This is a genomic window from Nitrosospira briensis (assembly GCF_900115125.1).
GTDB lineage: Bacteria > Pseudomonadota > Gammaproteobacteria > Burkholderiales > Nitrosomonadaceae > Nitrosospira > Nitrosospira briensis_A.
Window position 1 is genome coordinate 551,948 of sequence record NZ_FOVJ01000001.1, and the last position, 17,302, is coordinate 569,249.

The 17,302-nt window shown below is 54.3% G+C and carries 15 protein-coding genes; all 15 read right to left on the reverse strand.

The features are described from left to right. Positions 1-136 precede the first annotated feature (136 nt). A complete protein-coding gene (locus BMZ14_RS02515) occupies positions 137-451 on the reverse strand; it encodes a PAAR-like protein (RefSeq protein ID WP_074794243.1) in 315 nt (104 codons plus the stop codon). A 37-nt stretch (positions 452-488) separates the two neighbouring features. Then, positions 489-980: a phage baseplate assembly protein V gene (locus tag BMZ14_RS02520; protein ID WP_074794246.1), complete on the reverse strand. Its 492-nt coding sequence runs from the start codon at positions 978-980 to the stop codon at positions 489-491. Next, positions 977-2,089: a phage late control D family protein gene (locus BMZ14_RS02525; RefSeq protein WP_074794249.1), complete on the reverse strand. Its 1,113-nt coding sequence runs from the start codon at positions 2,087-2,089 to the stop codon at positions 977-979. The genes BMZ14_RS02520 and BMZ14_RS02525 overlap by 4 nt, the downstream gene beginning before the upstream one ends. 1 nt (position 2,090) lies before the next feature. Then, the gene (locus BMZ14_RS02530; protein ID WP_218144956.1) at positions 2,091-2,423 is read right to left on the reverse strand and encodes a LysM peptidoglycan-binding domain-containing protein; all 333 of its coding nucleotides are present in this window, start codon (positions 2,421-2,423) and stop codon (positions 2,091-2,093) included. A 35-nt stretch (positions 2,424-2,458) separates the two neighbouring features. Next, a complete protein-coding gene (locus tag BMZ14_RS02535) occupies positions 2,459-3,001 on the reverse strand; it encodes a hypothetical protein (RefSeq protein ID WP_218144957.1) in 543 nt (180 codons plus the stop codon). A gap of 353 nt (positions 3,002-3,354) precedes the next feature. Beyond that, positions 3,355-5,010, reverse strand: a complete 1,656-nt coding sequence (locus BMZ14_RS02540) for an eCIS core domain-containing protein (RefSeq protein ID WP_074794255.1) — start codon at positions 5,008-5,010, stop codon at positions 3,355-3,357. Positions 5,011-5,511: 501 nt separating this feature from the next. Beyond that, positions 5,512-6,966: an eCIS core domain-containing M35 family metalloendopeptidase gene (locus tag BMZ14_RS02545; protein ID WP_218144958.1), complete on the reverse strand. Its 1,455-nt coding sequence runs from the start codon at positions 6,964-6,966 to the stop codon at positions 5,512-5,514. A 79-nt stretch (positions 6,967-7,045) separates the two neighbouring features. Then, positions 7,046-8,698, reverse strand: coding sequence for an eCIS core domain-containing protein (locus tag BMZ14_RS02550; protein ID WP_074794261.1), 1,653 nt, complete (start codon positions 8,696-8,698; stop codon positions 7,046-7,048). Next, positions 8,695-8,964: a hypothetical protein gene (locus BMZ14_RS02555; RefSeq protein WP_218144959.1), complete on the reverse strand. Its 270-nt coding sequence runs from the start codon at positions 8,962-8,964 to the stop codon at positions 8,695-8,697. Before BMZ14_RS02555 ends, BMZ14_RS02550 begins: the two co-directional genes overlap by 4 nt. Then, positions 8,961-11,210 carry an ATP-binding protein gene (locus tag BMZ14_RS02560; protein ID WP_074794264.1) on the reverse strand — a complete coding sequence of 750 codons (2,250 nt, stop codon included), beginning with the start codon at positions 11,208-11,210 and terminating at the stop codon, positions 8,961-8,963. Before BMZ14_RS02560 ends, BMZ14_RS02555 begins: the two co-directional genes overlap by 4 nt. After that, on the reverse strand, positions 11,207-12,454 hold the full coding sequence (locus BMZ14_RS02565; RefSeq protein ID WP_074794267.1) for a Pvc16 family protein: 1,248 nt from the start codon (positions 12,452-12,454) through the stop codon (positions 11,207-11,209). Before BMZ14_RS02565 ends, BMZ14_RS02560 begins: the two co-directional genes overlap by 4 nt. After that, complete coding sequence (locus BMZ14_RS02570; RefSeq protein ID WP_143071863.1) at positions 12,451-13,980, reverse strand: prolipoprotein diacylglyceryl transferase; 1,530 nt, start codon at positions 13,978-13,980, stop codon at positions 12,451-12,453. Before BMZ14_RS02570 ends, BMZ14_RS02565 begins: the two co-directional genes overlap by 4 nt. A 259-nt stretch (positions 13,981-14,239) precedes the next feature. Then, entirely contained in the window at positions 14,240-14,995 is a 756-nt protein-coding gene (locus tag BMZ14_RS02575) for a T4 family baseplate hub assembly chaperone (RefSeq protein WP_074794273.1), read from the reverse strand. A 6-nt stretch (positions 14,996-15,001) separates the two neighbouring features. After that, on the reverse strand, positions 15,002-15,529 hold the full coding sequence (locus BMZ14_RS02580; protein ID WP_074794276.1) for a phage tail protein: 528 nt from the start codon (positions 15,527-15,529) through the stop codon (positions 15,002-15,004). Positions 15,530-15,539: 10 nt separating this feature from the next. Then, the gene (locus BMZ14_RS02585; protein ID WP_074794279.1) at positions 15,540-17,111 is read right to left on the reverse strand and encodes a phage tail sheath family protein; all 1,572 of its coding nucleotides are present in this window, start codon (positions 17,109-17,111) and stop codon (positions 15,540-15,542) included. Between the last annotated feature and the right edge of the window lie 191 nt (positions 17,112-17,302).

Genomic DNA, 17,302 nt, shown 5'->3' on the forward strand with positions numbered 1-17,302 from the left:
CTTCACCCATCCTACCGTTGCGCTGGTTTGGCGCTGTAGGATGGGTGGAGCGAAGCGTAACCCATCGCTCGAATCCATCATTGCAACTCATTGAACGTAATTCACCAGCGTAATTCCCCGATCCCCATCGAGTTCATCAAATCCCCTTCACCCGAGTCTGGGTCGTTACAACCGTGAGCGGTGTGCCGGTCGGCGTACAGGTCGCCTGGCTATCCTGCAACAAAACCGGCATATTCCCCGCCTTTACGCGGGTCGCGGCGGTAGTCCACTGGGCCGTTGCGCAGGGGCCTCCTGCCTGCGGTGTCAGCTTGCAACCTGCCACTGTAAAAGGCTCCGTTTGCGTCACGATCTGCTGGTTATTCACCTTGACGCGCATATTGGGAACCGTCGCCTGCGCCTGGCCCGAATGGGCGCAAATCACCGTGGCGCCCACATGCAATAAATAGCCCATGAATTCTTCTCCCTCGCTTCCGCCAAAACCTGTGAACCTATGTCACCTCGAGTGCGCCGCTATTAATGGAAACCTGATTGCCGCTGAGCTTGACGCTGGCACCCTGGCCGTTAGTGACCTCGATACTGGACGAATCCATCACGATCTTCATCCCTGCCGTGGTCTCGATCGTTATTCCGCCTGAACCCGCCGAATCGTTGATCGTAATTGTTGCCACATTCGTCTTCAGCACCTTCATATCTGCATTGGCAGGGGAGGCCGGGACTTCCCCCTGGGCCCAGAAGCACCCCGTCCAGACCGGGTATTCCGGGTCTCCATGCTCGAACTCGATCCAGACCGAAGCATTCGCTGGCGGGATCAAAAACAATCCCACGCTTTTCCCTGCGTAAGGCAAAGCGGGCAAAGCCCACCCGCTCTCATTTTCCCCGAACACATCCGGAACCCTGGCGCGGATGCGCCCCATGTTATTGGGGTCGCTGTTGTTACTCACCACCCCCCGGAACTTGCCGTGAAAAGGCGGTCCGTTCATCTCAATTGATGTTTCGTTGATCCGCGTCCTTCACGCTTCAACGTGAAGCTCTGCTTGTACTCCCCGCGCTTGATCCGGTGGGTAACCGATTCGACGTAGTATTCCCCGTCAAAGCTGTTGCCGACCCCGCTCACACCTACAAGGTGATGCGCACGCAGAATTCGGCCGTAGCGCACGGCATCCACTTCCCCCGTGCCTGTGACTGCATCGGAGGACTCCTGCGTGGAGGCGAGGCCCCGCTTTCCCGCCAGTGCTGCATTCAGCCTCGCTGTGTCGCGAGCCAAGGTGCTACGCAGGGGTCTTGAGATGCGTCGCGCGAGCTGCGGGTACGAACTCGAGGAGGGTTCGACTGGAAGCATCTGCCTGCTATCCGGATCGAGGTAGAATATTCCGGGATCGGCCGGCCCCAATGCGTCATACCTGAAGGTGATGGGCGTATCGACGTTGGTGTACGGACCCATGTTCATTTTCAGAGCAGGTTGCGCCTCTCCCTGCCGTTTCTGCGGGCCCCAGTAAGCAATGCATTTGCCCGGCTCAGTCGTCGGCTCAACGTAGAAAACGAAGCTGTTTCGCTCTGCCAATGCCCGAATATAAGCAAGATCACTTCCCTGCTGGGCCGGGCGGCGGTCGTTGTCGCTGGGCGTCACTTCACTTTCTTCGACATCGGCTTCCAACTCCAGGTCACGGTAGGCTTCCAGCAGGTGCCTCACTATGACCGAATCCGACTGGTCCGGATATGACTTATTCGCTTCGTTGAGATTCAGCTTGATGCCGATGTCCAGCCCGTCGACATGCAACTTCGATCCTCCCGCCTGATTGCTGGGAATAACCTGGTGCTGAGTGATCAACCCGTCGATCAATACCTCCCGCCGGGTACCGATCGAGATCACTACGATAGCGCGGTTGGGCGGCTCGAGCAGGCCGCTCTTGAGCAATTCATAGTCAGCACCTTTTTCCCTGCCCAGGCTGAAATTCATCCTGAAACCGTCAAGTTCCTGCTCCCCGCTGGTCACTTCCAGGTCGATCAACGCATCCACGACCTCATAAGGCGCAGGATTCGGCACCGTGGGGCCGATAAGCAATTGCAAGCGCGCGCCGCTGCCTGGCATATCAGATCGTGCCCCCTAAATCCAGCGGTATCCGTAACCGGCGGCCGATTTCCTCTGTCAGCGCCTGGGGAAGCATTGCATTATTTGCATCGCACATGCGCCAGAACTGTTCCGGGTCGCCCAGATGACTCGCCGTAATGTTGTCCAGCCGCTCGCCCTGGGTGACCACATGCTCGGTCGAGACAGGTTCATCTCGCGGCTTTGAAAGCGGAGGAAGAAAACGGCGGCGCAGATAAGCGATTTCACGCGGTTCGGTTTCCCCCTCTTCGGGAGGCATTTCATACTTTGCAATCTCGATGCCGTGATAACGACTGGTAACAGGAAATATCACCACGAGTGAACTCCTTTTTTACGTGCCAATGAATGTATTCAGGCTGGTGCGCCCGACGCATTGTTGACCGCGCTTTTCAGGTTTGTGGCGGCCAGCGCTTCCTTCGCAATCTGGTGCGCCATGAAGAGGTTGTAGCCGGGGTTGTCGACTTTGAGGTCGAAGTAGCTCAGCACGGTGAGCGTCAGGTCCACCTTCGCAAGGATCGGGTTGAGGTTGACATCATAGGCTTCCTCCGTGATGCTGAATCCTGTAACCCGCACGGGCAGCACCCGCGACTTTCCCCAGACGAATAACGTAATCGGCGCTTCCGGCGGCACGATCTCTATATCACCGTTTCTAGCGAGCGCCTCGTTTTTGATGACAAACTCGCTCTTCGGGTAAAGCAGCACTTCCAGCGCCGCAAGCACGGGCGATACGCCTTCGTCCAGCGCAAGGCGATCCACCTGCTCCAGTTGGTCGGTCGCATCCACCTCGATATTGAGAGTGATCGTCTCCTTGGGCGGCCCGGTAAGCCGAAAGGCTTCCGACCGGTCGCTCGCATCGCCACCGCCGGTTGAGCGCGCCTCCAGTCGTCGCGTCATCGTATCCGGGTTGTACTGGAAGACGATCCTGGTGGCGACAGGATTCTTCTGATCGACACTGAAAAGGGCGCCTTTGATGAGGCGGGGGGAGCGGGGGAAGGGGGTCATTTTAATAGTTTGTTCATTATGGAGTCGAACAGTGATTTGAATCAAACTCTTCAAAAGCTAGAACGCTTCTTTTCAGAAAGCGGAAGATATCCCCTGTTCATTATTTGTTATCAAATTAATTTTCCTTGATTGGAACAACCTAATCATCGGTCTAGTTTGTAAATATTTTGTTCCTGTCATATCTCATTACCGAGCTCATTTTTTCTACCAATCTATACACGGCCAAGTTTCAATTTTTTTTTCAATCAGGGTGGGCTCCCCGATCTCTGCACGGCAAACTCGGTAAGATGCTCTCGCTCGAAGAGAACGGCAAATGTAAGCCGTGAAAAACGGCGCCCGCCCGGGCGGTCAAAAAGGCTGTTGAACTCGGGAGGTTGATCAATCCTCGCATGGAGGAAGCCTGTCAGTTGATCTCTTCGGCTTATGCCCAGCGGTATCTCACCTAGATCTCGAGGGGTCGAATCATTCCAGTGTAAGAGGGCTCGGTTGTTTTCATCGATTTCTATAGCATACGTTTTGGTGGATTCAAGGCTCGCGAGCTGCTCTTCGTACTCAACCCCTATCATGTCCTGAATACCTCTGCTTGCTTCCTCCCTAGCCTCCTCGGATGAGCTAACCCGCTCGGTTTCGAAGCGTTCCCGGAAGGGGGTATTCCCGCTGGCCGGGTAACCGAGTACACGGAGCATCTCGCTGAAATATACTTCTTCCCTTCGGGCTCCCATTTCCCGCTGTAGCCCTTCGGAACGAGTATGAACGCGAGGAGAACGGTGCTGGGCGAATATTGACTCTGCTTCCGTATCTTGAAGAATGTGGGTATATTCATGAAGCAGAGCAATAGTAACCCCAGTAAGTCCTTCCGCGGTTGAGAAAGGTCGTACACGCACTTGATCGCGCACCCAATCGTAGGCAGCACCAACGTTGAAGGCAAGGCTAGGGTCAAAACGAATGACAAAGTTTGGTTGTCCTAAATCCGCGACTAACCGATCAAGTACCCGCAAGGCGCTTTGTACGTACGTATTGCCTGAATTTAACCATGGTTCCCCAGCTTGACCCGTGGCCACCAATTGCCGAAGCCGAACTGGGAGACTCCGAATAAAAGCTCGCAAATTCTCGAACATTGACTGCTGTTCAGGCAAAACGCGCGGACGCTCGTCCTGTATCCGTGCGGCAGGAGGTCTAACAGCTTCCCCTACGGAGACCTGACGTTGCAAGCTGAATCGCGCCGAAGTTGGAGAAAATGGAGCACTACAATTCTTTTGCTTAGTGTTAACTGGAAAGTTATTTTGCTGCACTACATGTGTCAACTCATGAGCTATTAATCGCTGTCCTTCACGCTTACTTGGCAAAAATTGTCCTGAGCCAAACACAATGTTATTCCCCACTGTATAGGCCACTGCATTCACATCCCGTGCCGATTGCTCGGCAGCTGAGCCGGTATGTACTCGTACTTGTGAGAAATCGTAGCCAAAGCGTAATTCCATATCTTGTCTTATCTGGGCTTCAAGTGGTTTCCCAGAGTTAGCAAGAATGCGATCGACGCTACGAGGTGCTCCATAGAGCAGAGCGGCGCCATGATCAGTGAAACGTTGAATTCGGAGGGGTAGCCCTACGGGAAGGGCATTTGGCGGCATAGACGTCACCTGATCGGCAATACGATCCGCTTCCTTTTCCAATGGCTCGTCGCTCGCGCCGATTGTTAGCTTGCGCTCTATCGTGCGATTGAGCGACTTCGTTGTACTGCCAGCTTCCCTTTGCAGACTTTGCTCTTTCTCGGCACAATTACTACATTGGCTCCCCCAAACATGGGAGCCGCCGCAAGCACATTTCCTTTGCAGGATTCCCGATGCTGGCAAAGGATCAGTCTTTGTCTGACTTTGCGTTTGTGCAGTGATGCGATTCATTTCCGATTCCCCATACACTGACTGAGTAATTTTTTATCCGAGCCCAGCTAATTGACATATATGAGGCAAAGTGCGGGCAACTTTGCAAGTAGAAGGAGCATGTCTTTTGGGTAAACGTTAAGTTAATTCACTCTGAATACTTGTAATAGACGTAAGAGGTGGGGCGGTCACGTAGTTGTACTGGACGCCGCGTTGCAGGGTGTCGCTCTTTCGCATGCAGCGGGTGAATTTGCCACGCCAACCGCGACTGCCTCGCGCATATTTTCGTTGCAGTTCCAGATACCTGAAAAGGGTTTATTTTTGTTTGCCTTCTCAGTTGCAAAGCGCTTTTAACCATTTCGTATCCATGTATGGTTTGCGCATGTTGCTGCGTTGTGCCGAGATACCCCAGATCGGATAACACCTTTAGTTGTTAGCATAATTTCCCCATGCATTTCAATTAAAGCATTTACCTGTGATGGCCGCCTTATCACGGTGCTGGTCACGCTGCACATTTCCACCCTATGGGGTCGTACCGGTGCTGCCTTGAATTCTTATCGCAGGTCCAATCCGACCTATGGGAGCCCCAGTGGCAAGGATAGAAGCAAAATTTGCATATGAATCGGCATTTGCCTCCGGCCTACGGCCAGGATAATCGGTGTCAAAGTAGTAAGAATCACCGTGAAATTCAGAGAACATGGCATGAAACGCTTCATGTAAGACAACTCCAGCCTGGGTTTGCGCCGATACAGAACCGTCTAAGGGATTAAAGGCACCCGTGTAGATCGTGAAGTGACGGCTTCCAGGTACCGCAGACCCCCAGACGTCACCTGCATGGGTGCTTCTTCGAGGCACCGTAGAACAATCGTAGGACAACTCATCCAGGTCCAAATCTCGAAAATGTCGACGAATGTTATCCACGACCTGCCCCAGGGTTTGACAATCTTGTACAGTAACTCGGTCTGCCTCTGATGCTGGAAATATTCCTCTTAGAGACCTCACCTTAACACTGATTCTAAAATGGTCTTCGAGTAATTGCAGCCTTCGAAAAATTTCAGGCCCAATTGGGCGGGAGGTTCCTGGCGTTAACGAACGGGCTAGACTATTCAGCATATCCTGGTATTCCCCGAGCCACCTTAGGGACGGTGGCACCCACGGCTCAGCTGTGCTAATCGCGGATTGTATTACTCCATCATCCGTGGAGTTACATGGGGTAGACGAGGAAGTCGCCTGACCCTGCGATGCTATTTGGCGACGAACAGGAGATGGAGTAATAGGCGAAGGTGAGAGATACTGTATTAAGGCAGAGGCGGGATTGTCTTGTGACCTTATTTTCTGAGTATCTACACTTCCTTCTTGTTGTAACGCGTGCGTTAACTCATGGGCAATCAAACGCCGCCCCTCATGTGTATTTGGAAGAAACTGCCTTGCGCCAAAAACTATGTTATGCCCCATCGTGTACGCATTTGCATTCATATCTTTGGTGGATTGCTCAGCCGTGAGATCAGTATGCACGCGCACAAGCGAAAAATCATAACCGAAGCGCTGCTCCATATCACGTCGCAACTCTGGCTCAAGAGGCTTCCCTGGGCTAGATAAAACCCGATCTACGCTGGGTGGTGCTTCCGTAACCGCTTCTGTCGGTGATCCGGTAAGGCGCTGAATCCGGAGAGGCGCTCTGTTGATGGCGGCATTTGCAGGCATCGACATCACTTGGTCGGCAACTCGATCCGCTTCCTTTTCCGAGGGATCGTCACTCGCGCCAATTGTCAGCTTGCGCTGTATGACATAACCATCGGGCTTAGCCGTATTAGCAACTTCACGCTGCGTGCTTTGCTCTTTCTCACCGCAATCCGTACAATGGTCTCTTCCAACCCTGTAGTTGCCGCAGGCATACTTCCTTTGCAGAAATCCAGATGCCGGCAATGGATCAATTTTTGCGTGGCTTTTTTGTGTTTGTGAGCTGAGCTGAGTCATTTTCCAATTCATCCATAAACTGACTAGCAAACCACTATCTCAAACATCCCGAATGTGGCACCCATGTTTAGCGTCGCCCTTACGGTGCGTCAATCAAAGGGGCCCCTTCAAATAACCAATCGTTGGTACGTCCTAGTGATTGACCAGTCCCATCAGGAAACACAACATAAATATTATGCACGCCGATCACATACTCTTCCATACCCATGCATTCGCGACGACGCACCATTGCATTTCTGTCGGCTGGAGACGGCGGTTCAAGCTCTCTCCTCGAGTTTGGATGAGTATGAAAGGATCCTACTATAAGAGAATTGCCGATATGACCATCGGGAGTAATTCCCAACTCGCGCGGACAGGTCGCAATTTCACTTGGATGTCCATCTGTATGAAAAGCACACTCTAAGATTCCAGTGGAACTTCGCTTAATTTTTCCTCCCCATTCCGTCCTTCGCTCTTCTGTTGCTCCCATGTCCGAGCGACGATACGCTTCTCTCATCCAGGTGCGGACAATACGATGATGGATGAGAAGAGACGGCGTATATTGGGTGCCCTCAGAAGAGGAGACGGCAGATGATGAACCTTGTTCTTGCCTGGATCCTGTAGCTGCTTCTCCTCCAATACCATGTCTTCTAAGAATGACCTCAACCCGACTTGAATATCCAGCTTCAGGAAGGGCTTCGCTAGCTTGATCCTCTAAAGTAGGATTGCTCCCAGCACACCAATAAAAATATACAGTTGGAAGGCTTCTTAACGGGAACCGTTGATATAGACTGGGATTAACTCTCCGATCCCATTCCACCTGGAAAAATCCCACACGATTACGAAAAGGCCCTGATTGGTAACGTCGCGCCAGAGAGGTCATATGAAGGGCTACCCGATCACAAGGTCGACAGTAACGGTCCCAGAAATCCACCACAAGAACCCTACCCTGAGCACATGCGGCTCCCAGGGTTGCATCAAAATTTACATCGGTCAAAGGAGGAACTAATTGCCTATTCCTGCTATAAATTTCCTCGGCAGATCTCGTGTTAAGCGGGCGGCCAAATGGTGAAGAACCAAAATCTTCTAGATCTGGAATATCCTCAGCAGTTTGTCTCTGGACTTTAGAGAAGCCGTTTTGCTGAATTACATGTACCAACTCATGGCCCAATAGTCGCCTTCCCGTATTTGTTTTGGGTGAAAATTGCCCTGCGCCAAACACAATATTGGACCCGACTGTATATGCATTTGCGCTGACTTCTCTTGCGGATTGTTCAGCATTTCCCCCTGAATATACACGCACGTGTGAAAAATCGTATCCAAATCGCCTTTCCATATCCTGCCGAAGTTTAGGCTCCAGAAACGTGCCTGAACTCGACAGTACCCGCTCCACGCTGGGTGGCACCTCCGGAATAGCTCTTGTTGGTGATCCGGTGAAGCGTTGAATCCGGAGAGGCGCCCTGTTGACAGCGGCATTTGCGGGCATCAACATCACCTGATCCGCAATTCGATCCGCTTCCTGTTCCAACGGATCATTACACGCTCCGATTGTCAGCTTACGCTGTATGGGGAGACCTAACTTGCCCGTATTTGCTGCTTTGCGTTGAAGGCTATGTTCTCTCTCAGTACAGTCAGTGCATTTACCACCTGCAACTATGTGGCTGCCACAAGCACATTTTCTTTGCAGGATTCCTGATGCGGCCAACGGATCAGTCTTCCCCCGATTTTGTGTTTGCGAAGTGATCTGGTTCATTTTCCAAACCCTCCATAAACCGACTGTGCGATTTGCCGCCCAAGATAGGTCGGGTCGGTGGCACTCGACAGATTCATACCGCTAGCCTGTACATGAGGCAAAGCGGTGCCGCTGACCGATCGCTGTGCAACTCCTCCTTCGGTCAACAGCCGGGTCAATTCGCCTTCCACACTCGCCTGCAGAAGATGGCGCTGGCTGTGGGGAATATTGATGCCGTCCAGAATCAGCCGATCAATGTGCAGGTTGATGTTCATGGCCTTGTTCATCCCCCTGGTCCTGCTCCTGCTGTTTCCAGCCACCGGAAATCACCCTCGTTGATCGGTCGATCGAGTTTGCGGAATTCGGCACGCGCCGCAGTCAGGACCAGCGGCAGGGTTACAGCTGTGCCATTCTGCGCGGCGAGAAATGCTGCGTTGAGGGCAACGTTGTGGATGAGGCCGCCGGTGAGATTGAGGCGCGCGAGCCGGTCATAATCCAGCCCTTCGGTACGGGTTTCCGGCGGAAATACTTTCTGCCATATTGCCTTGCGCTGAGGCGCGGCAGGCACGGGAAAATTGACGATGAAGCGCAGCCGCCGCATGAAGGCGGTATCCAGTGCTCCTTTCATGTTGGTGGCGAGAATGGCGAGTCCACGATAGGATTCGATGCGCTGAAGGAGGTAATTGATCTCGATGTTGGCGTAGCGGTCGTGACTGTCCTTGACCTCGCTGCGTTTGCCGAAGAGGGCGTCCGCCTCATCGAAGAGCAGAATGGCGCCGCCATCCTCCGCGGCGTCGAACAGGCGGCGCAGGTTCTTTTCCGTTTCTCCGATGTATTTGTTGACCACCTGGGAAAGATCGATCCGGTAGAGATCGAGGCGCAGATCATTGGTGATCACTTCCGCGGCCATGGTCTTGCCCGTGCCGCTCTCGCCCGCAAATAGCGCACTGATGCCAAAGCCCCGGTTCATCTTGTTGGCGAAGCCCCAGGTCTGGTAAACCTTGGTTCGCTGCGATACTTGGCCCGCGACCTGGCGCAGTGCTTGCATTTCCTCGTCGGGGAGCACGATATCATCCCAGGTGGACTTGACTTCCAGTCGCTGGGCCAGCGCTTCCAGCCGGGGGCGGACGCTCGCTCGGCTTGCCTTCCAGAGGCGATTGGGGAGGGGCTGGCCGGAAGATTTTTCCGCAAGCTCCGTCTGCGCAATTTGCCGGATGGTAGCGAGATCGAGGTTGAATTGAGCGGATAGCTGGTCGGGCAAATCCCCCAGTTCCCCCAATTCCTTTGTCCTGTCGTGCAAGGCTGCGATCCAGGCATCCCGCTGCTCTTCCGGTGTAGGCTTTGCTACATCCAGTGCTACATCCGGTCGGTCGAGGTGTGCCCAAGGCTCGCGGGTAGCGAGGAATATGGCGCCCTCGCATCTTGAAAGAAAGCGGTTGATTGCCTGCTGCCCTTCCTGGGCGCTTTGTTCTTGCGCGTCCAGGTAGAGTGCAAGGGGCAGCAAAGCGGTCTCGCGCTGCCATAGGCGAATGAGGGTTTCCTGATCGCCGGTTTGCGGCGGCAGGAAAGCGGCCGGCAGCCGGTAGAGATGCAGCCCCAGGCTTGCGGCTGTGTGCGCTGCTATGAGCCGCTTGCTGGGTTCATCGGCGCCGAGAAGTTGCACGACGGGCAGCATGGCGGGCGCTGCGATGTTCTCGCCCTGACGGTTGCCTTTATCCCCTTGGTCTCTCCGGTCGCTTTGTTCCCAGCGTTGCAGGATGGCATCCACCACATGCTGCTGCGAAGGTGGCAGTGGTTCGCCTCCAATCATCTGCGGCACGGGAGCAAGCAAGGGCGTGAGCCGGTCATCGAGATAGTTCAGCCCCTTGACGTAATTGACGATGCGTTCGTCCGCGCGCAGCGCGCTGGTGGTGAGCGGTTGGCTGCCCGGTTGATTAATTTCGATCAGGCGCCAATAGCGCAGGGGGCGTTCGGGAGAGAGTGCCTCCCACGCGGGTTCACTGAATATGGCGAGCGCCAGGGCAAAAGTCGGATATGGCCGGGCAGGGTTTTCCTGCACCTGAGCGCACAAACTGGCGATGCGCGTATCCAGCTCCAGCGCGGTGCAAAGCAGGAGAATGTCGCGCTCGAAACTGGATAGGCCCAGCCTCTGGCTCAATAGTACGAGCGCAGGTGGAGGAGACATTTTCTTTTCTGCGGCGGCCATCTCCGCTGCTGCCTGCTCCACCGCGTTACCAGTGGAGCCAACCGGTGCGGTTGCCGCGGCAGCGGGCAGGGTAGGGGTAGCAGTGGGAGCCTCTGAGCCGTTTGAGGTCGTGCTTTCGGCCTTTTTAGACCTGCGCCGGGGCCGGGTTTCAGGCGGAGGCCCGGTGTCAACTGCTGCGGCGGCGGGGGAAGCAGTTTCAGAAGAAGTGGAGGGAACAGCAATAGCTAGCGCGGGATATGCATGTTGCTCCAGCAGGAGTCGTACCCAACGGGCTGCGGCGCTGAGGTATTTGTCGTTTGCAGCCTGCCAATCCGCCAGCGTGTTCATGTGATCGTCACCTTTTGCGAAGGATCGAATACCGGGACGGTGGTCGATTTATCGATGAGCAGGCTGTCCACGCCGTCCACGCGTAGCCGAAGAAAATAATCTCCGGGCGTAGGGCTGGGAATGCTAAAGCTCAGGTCACCGGTGGGCGCAGCCCGCGCCCCGGCACGTATTTCCCTGCCTCCCAGGAGCAGGCTTATGCGCTGCTCGGGACCAATCTGGGGGCTGCAAGTAATGGTTAATGCGACATCGCTTGCACCATCCCTCGCCGCGGGATTGGGTACTATCGCAGTTATCCTTGGAGCGAGCAGCAGGGGCAGCTCATTGGTGATGCGATCTTCAGTTTCATCCGGCTTGCGCACTGCCACGGCAAGCAGGTAGACACCGGCGAGCCATTCCGCCGCCTGGTCCGGAAAAACAACTTTTATCTCTGTGCTTGTCGCACCTGGCTCGGGGGCGAGAAATTTGGGTTCGGTAAGCTGCTCGTTCCGTGGCGAGCGGTTTAGACGCACCTGCACAGCGACGCCATCGAGGTTATGGCCATTGATTATCACCGTTTCACCCAGCCTTATCGCATTCTGCTTGGTGGGCAGGGTGAGTTGGTCGATTGCGGGATATGGCGGAATCAGGCTCGGCTGCGATATCACCCCTCGATCATCCCTGCCGCGTGTCAGCACGGGCAGGGGCGCGCGCAATTGCCGTGTGCTTGCGATCAGAACGACCGCCACCTGATAGAAAGCCGACAGGCGGTAGGGAGTTTGAAACGCGCTCCATAATTTCGATAACTCGTCCACGGTCATGGGCTGCAAGGTGATGCGCACGCGCTCGATCTGCTGGTACAGGTCATTATCTGGAAGCGCATTCCTGATCTCATCCGATCCGAGCAGTGGGTGATCGTGTAATACTCTCATGGCCATCCCGAGCAGGTGATGGCTCATGACTTCCTCGTCCGTGCGCTGCTCCTCTCCATAAGCCGTGGCAAGGTAGAAGAGATTCAACGCCAGGGGCGGAACTCCCGTTTCGCCAGGCGTTGCCCGGTGGGGAATCTCGCTATTGCGAAACGCGGCGTTTGGTTGAGGCTGATAGAGGAAGAGGTTGAGCTGGCCCCCCGTATTCGTGCCCCGCGCTTTATCGGGCGGCTTGGTGGTGACGAGAGTGCCACTCAGCGCGGAGTCCGCCTGAATAGCGTTTTCGAGCAGAAAACGCATGGTGGATGTCACCGCGGCGATGGCGAATGCATTGCTCATCGCGATCCTCTCTGATTATGCTGGCCGGAATGCTGGTTGAGGTATTCACTGAGGCTCATGGGCTTGGGGCCCGTGTTGCTGCGTTTAGATGTTGGCGGTGGCGTAACGGCACGCACTTCGATTCGGCCTATGGTTACGTTTATCGTCGGTATCGGCTCGGATGGCGGCGCCTCAGTTTTCTGATGTGGCGATAATCTCGGCAATAAGCCGGGTGATGACATTGCCACTCTATCGCTGGGCTTATTTACCGTCACTTTTGCTGGTATGGCTTCACGCGATACGGGAGATGCACGGTTATCGCGTTCGTTGTGGGTTGCGTTGTCTTCGCCGTGGCACACGTCAGAATGCCCAGTTTGCCAAATAGCTGTAAGCTCGGGTTTCAAGGGTACCGTTTCCGGTGCAGCATTTTTTGGAACCAGTTGGGCGGATGAACGGTTTTGTGAGGTGGGTTGCGAATGTTGGGGTACGGTGTTTCTGATGGCTGTAGTGGTGCGGGTGATGCCGGTGGCAGTAGCGCGTGAGGCGGCGGGCCGCTTCACACCGTGCTCGATTTCTTTTGCTATAGGCTCTGGTACGGTTGCGATTAGGGACTCTGCTATTGGCTTAAGCGCCTCGTCGCTTGTCTTGCTCGTCTGCTGATTCTCTTGGTGGCCGGGGATGTCTTGACGATTATCAATCGGACGTTTGGCTGCGCTTCGTCTCTTTGTTGCTTTCGGTGGCTGCTCGGTACTGGCTGTGCCGGTTAATAACATTGGGTCGCGTTGAGCCGATTGCAGATGCTCTGCAGTTGATTCAGGAAGAGAGATTGCATCTCCTGTTTCCGCACCGGTAGAGGTTGTAGTTCCTTTTGAGACTGTTATTAAATTGCTCTTATCCTGGCCGGATTCTTCCGCTGGCTCGGCTGTTGACTGCGTTACGGATGCGGTAGTCTGGTTGCTGGCCTTTTTATGCTCGCGATGGCTTTGATCATTTCTGATATGGCTGAGATCCTCGGCAAGTGTAGGATGGGTGGAGGCCGCAGGTCGTAACCCATCGGAGCCGTGAGGGGTTGCGCTCTGCTCCACCCATCCTGCAAATCTGGCCGGTTCCACTTGTGTTTGTTCCATTGCGGCTATTGTTCGATCGCGTTTGGCTGGAGTCAAACCTGGGATAGGGGGGATAGTCGCCGACTGGTGCTCCGGTTCTGCGTTGGCATGTTCGCGTAATGCAGGTGATTCCTGCGGTTGTGGCTTACGATCATCAACCGCTCGCTGCTCGTTTGTCCGCTCGCTTTCGCTTGATGTTTCGTTCGATGGCGTATCCGATGGGTTTGAATTACTATCTCGCCAAGTTTGCTGTCGTGTATCGGTGTGACGTTCACCAGCGAGGTTCATTTCCAGATTTACTGCTCCAGACTCTAATCCATCAAACGCGGCGAGCGCACCTTTCCGTTCAACCGGCTCATAGCGCGATGGCAAACGAGGCGCAATTACGTTATCCGCTTGTCCCCGTTCGCGTTGTACGAGCATGTTCAGAAAATTGGTCATGATCGCGCCAGCTTTTGCGGGATGGATGGAGCGTGCCGCAATCCATTCCACACAAGCTCACAGGATGGGAGGAGGGAAGCGGAAATTATGAAAAATATTCGTAGGAGTGAAGCGCCGCGTAACTCGCAAAAAACACGTTCGAAACGTCGAGCGAGTGTAGGAGGGATGGAGGCTGTAGGCCGTAACCCATCGGGAACATGATGGGTTCCGCTTCGCTCCACCCATCCCACGAATCGGTTAGGTGTGCAAACAGAATTTGTCATGTTCTCGCCAACTCCAGGTATATCTGTCGTCGCCTGGCGCTCATAGCGAGAATATCTGCCTCTCGCCAACCATAAACCCGGGCTAAGGTGTGCACCTCATGAAGCATACGTTTCGCCCATGCATGAATTTCGTTCCAGAGAAACGCGGCAATATCGAAAAGCGCGTTCCAGGCGTGGCTGCATTCCGGGCAAACCAGACCAAGTTCGATCTGAGCTTGCGGATCGGCATTTGCCATGTCTTTAGAAATCGCAGCAATGACAGAATCAGGCAGCGCATTTGTCTGCACTGGAATTCCATTTTGCTGAACTTCTGTTACGCAGCGTTGGAGTAACGCAAGTTGCGGTTCAATACCATCAGCGGTGGATATGGCGAGGAGATCAGAACTAGTCGGAATGCGATACTTGATGTCATAGCCGCCCGCATGCAGTTGATGAGCCTGTGTTTGGGGTTTCATACTGTCCGCGTCTATTTTCTCGACGCCCATATGACGTACGTCATTAGTGCTGAACGCGACATCTAGCCGCTCGCCGCAGTTGGGGCACTCCGAAACCGCTGCGACGGCATCACCAAATAACAATTCTCGCAAGCGCAGGAGATGTGCGTCACGCGCGCCAACAGAAAGATTGGCGAGCTTATCCTGCGTACCTCCCGGCAAGCACGCAGCCAGTAGCGCAAGCGCCCGTCGTGTTGGCGATTGATCAAGCCCACGCTCCCATGCCAGCAGTAAATCGGCTGCGGATGGCATCTGCATGATTCATTAAACCGGTGGTTCGGTGAAGGTCGGCTCTGCAGGCTCAGCGATCTCGTAATCCCGCTCCCAGCCCTCGTTTTCCAATTTGATCGACTGGATAAGCACTGCATTCGCGTTGGCATCGAGATCGGCCTGAGCCTGAAAATCAGAAACCCAGCAGCGATATACCTTATAACCGAGAACCTGTTGGCCGGCCTCGTTGTACACGTCGATAATCACGTCCTTGCGGAAATCCTTGAGGGAGACTTCGGAACCAAGACCCGATCCGTAATTCCAGACCTTGTTTGCCCATTTTTCAAACTCGGTATCGTGCGTCACTCCGCGCTCGATGGAGATGGCTTCGTATTCGGTGCGGCCGGGCGATTTGCGGCTGGACGAGGGATCGCCACCCTCACGATGCTTGACGACTTCTGTAGTGCGTTTGAGGAGGCCAACCTTGCTTACACCCGCGACGTATTTGCCATCCCACTTGATACGGAACTTGAAGTTTTTGTAGGGATCAAAACGTTGTGCATTGACGCTAAACTGTGCCATGTTTTCCTCCTCAGACTTCGATCTGGCCAGCTATTTGCTGGAGTTTGATTATGACGAACTCGGCGGGCTTGAGCGGCGCAAAGCCGACAATGATGTTGACGATGCCCAGGTTAATGTCGTTTTGTATGGTGGTTTCCTTGTCGCATTTCACGAAGTAGGCATCGCGCGGCGTCGTACCCTGGAACGCGCCTTGGCGGAACAGGTTATGCATGAAGGCGCCGACATTAAGCCTGATCTGCGACCACAGCGGCTCATCGTTTGGTTCGAATACAACCCATTTAAGCGCACGAAAAAGGCTTTCCTCAAGAAACAGCGCGGTTCTGCGCACGGGAATATATTTCCATTCGGAGCCGCGCTCGTCATTGCCCTGCAATGTCCGTGCACCCCATAGCACTGTGCCATATATTGGCAGAGTACGAATGCAATTTACGGCTTGGGGATTAAGTACCCCATTCTCGTTATCGGTAAGCGTGGCCTTGACCCCCAGAACGCCTGTCAGGCTTGCGTCTATACCCGCGGGCGCCTTCCATACACCCCGGGTGGAGTCAGTACGAGCGTACAATCCCGCTACAAAACCGCACGGCGGAAATTCCCGGGGGCGGTTCTGTTGCAACGGATCAGGCGCCTTTACCCAGGGAAAATAAAATGCTGCGTTGATGGCGTTATCACCCGTAAGACTTGAATTCAATCCAATCGAAGGTTCGTTAGAGTCGAACGGTGGGCTTAATTTATCGAAGTCGGTATCTTCTTTGCAATCTACGATAAGGAAAGCGCGCCGGTCACGGCAAAATGCTTGAAGATCTGAAAGTACCGCTTCATTTGTTTGGCCGGGAACGCAGAGCAGATTGAAGAGATCGATCCGGTCGAGATGGTAGATTCCGCTTTTCCCATCCGTCGGTCTCAACGCAGTCTCGAATGCGCCCTCGTTTGGCGTAAGCACTGAGCCATCGGTTGCATCCTTCAACTTGGCAATTTCTGGGACCACGCCTTCGTCAGTAACAGTATCGGCCGGAGGACTCGCCGGGGTCCCTGGCGTAGCGGTTGCGACTGCTGCGGTCACGCGGGTAGACTCGTTCTTCAAAACATTTTCCACGAATCTTGGGTCGTTCCGGTCCATGGAGAGGTTGTCAAAAACCTCGACCGGGATACCTTTTTTATCGAGCTTGATGTTGACGATCTTTAACTGAAAGCGCGGGGGTTCGTCTGGACGTAAGTCTGTACGTTTTTTGGTTACTACGGCATAGTGGTCTGCCCATTTTCCGGGATCCTTTGCGGTAATGACCAGTTCGCCGAGCGTAACCTTGCCATACGCCGCGCCCGCAACCAAACGAACTATATAGGCACGCTGACCGCCATTAGCGAAGAAGTGATATACCGCATAGCTCAGCAGGCTGCGAGCATCCAGCCCCCCAAACTTGCGCTCGAAATCGGACCAACTCAGAACCAGCTCCGCCCGGTCAGTAGGCCCCTTCGGCGCCCAGCCAACAAACGCGGCGATTGATGTGGCCACACCTGTAATAGTGCGTACGCCACTTGGTATTTCCTCGATATAAACACCTGGATAACTTACAGCGACTGGCATGGCATCCTCCTGGGTTGGCGATAAGCATTAGCGGAAGGCATAGATTTAAACTTGCGCTATTCCAAGCATTCCAAGGCGCAAATTAAGTGACCCAGAACGCATAAGCTCGGGTTAATCATATTCAGGTTTTTGCTAAAAGGAAGGGTGACTGCGGTTGCGATTCACAGTCGTCTCGACTCCATTGTTGAGAA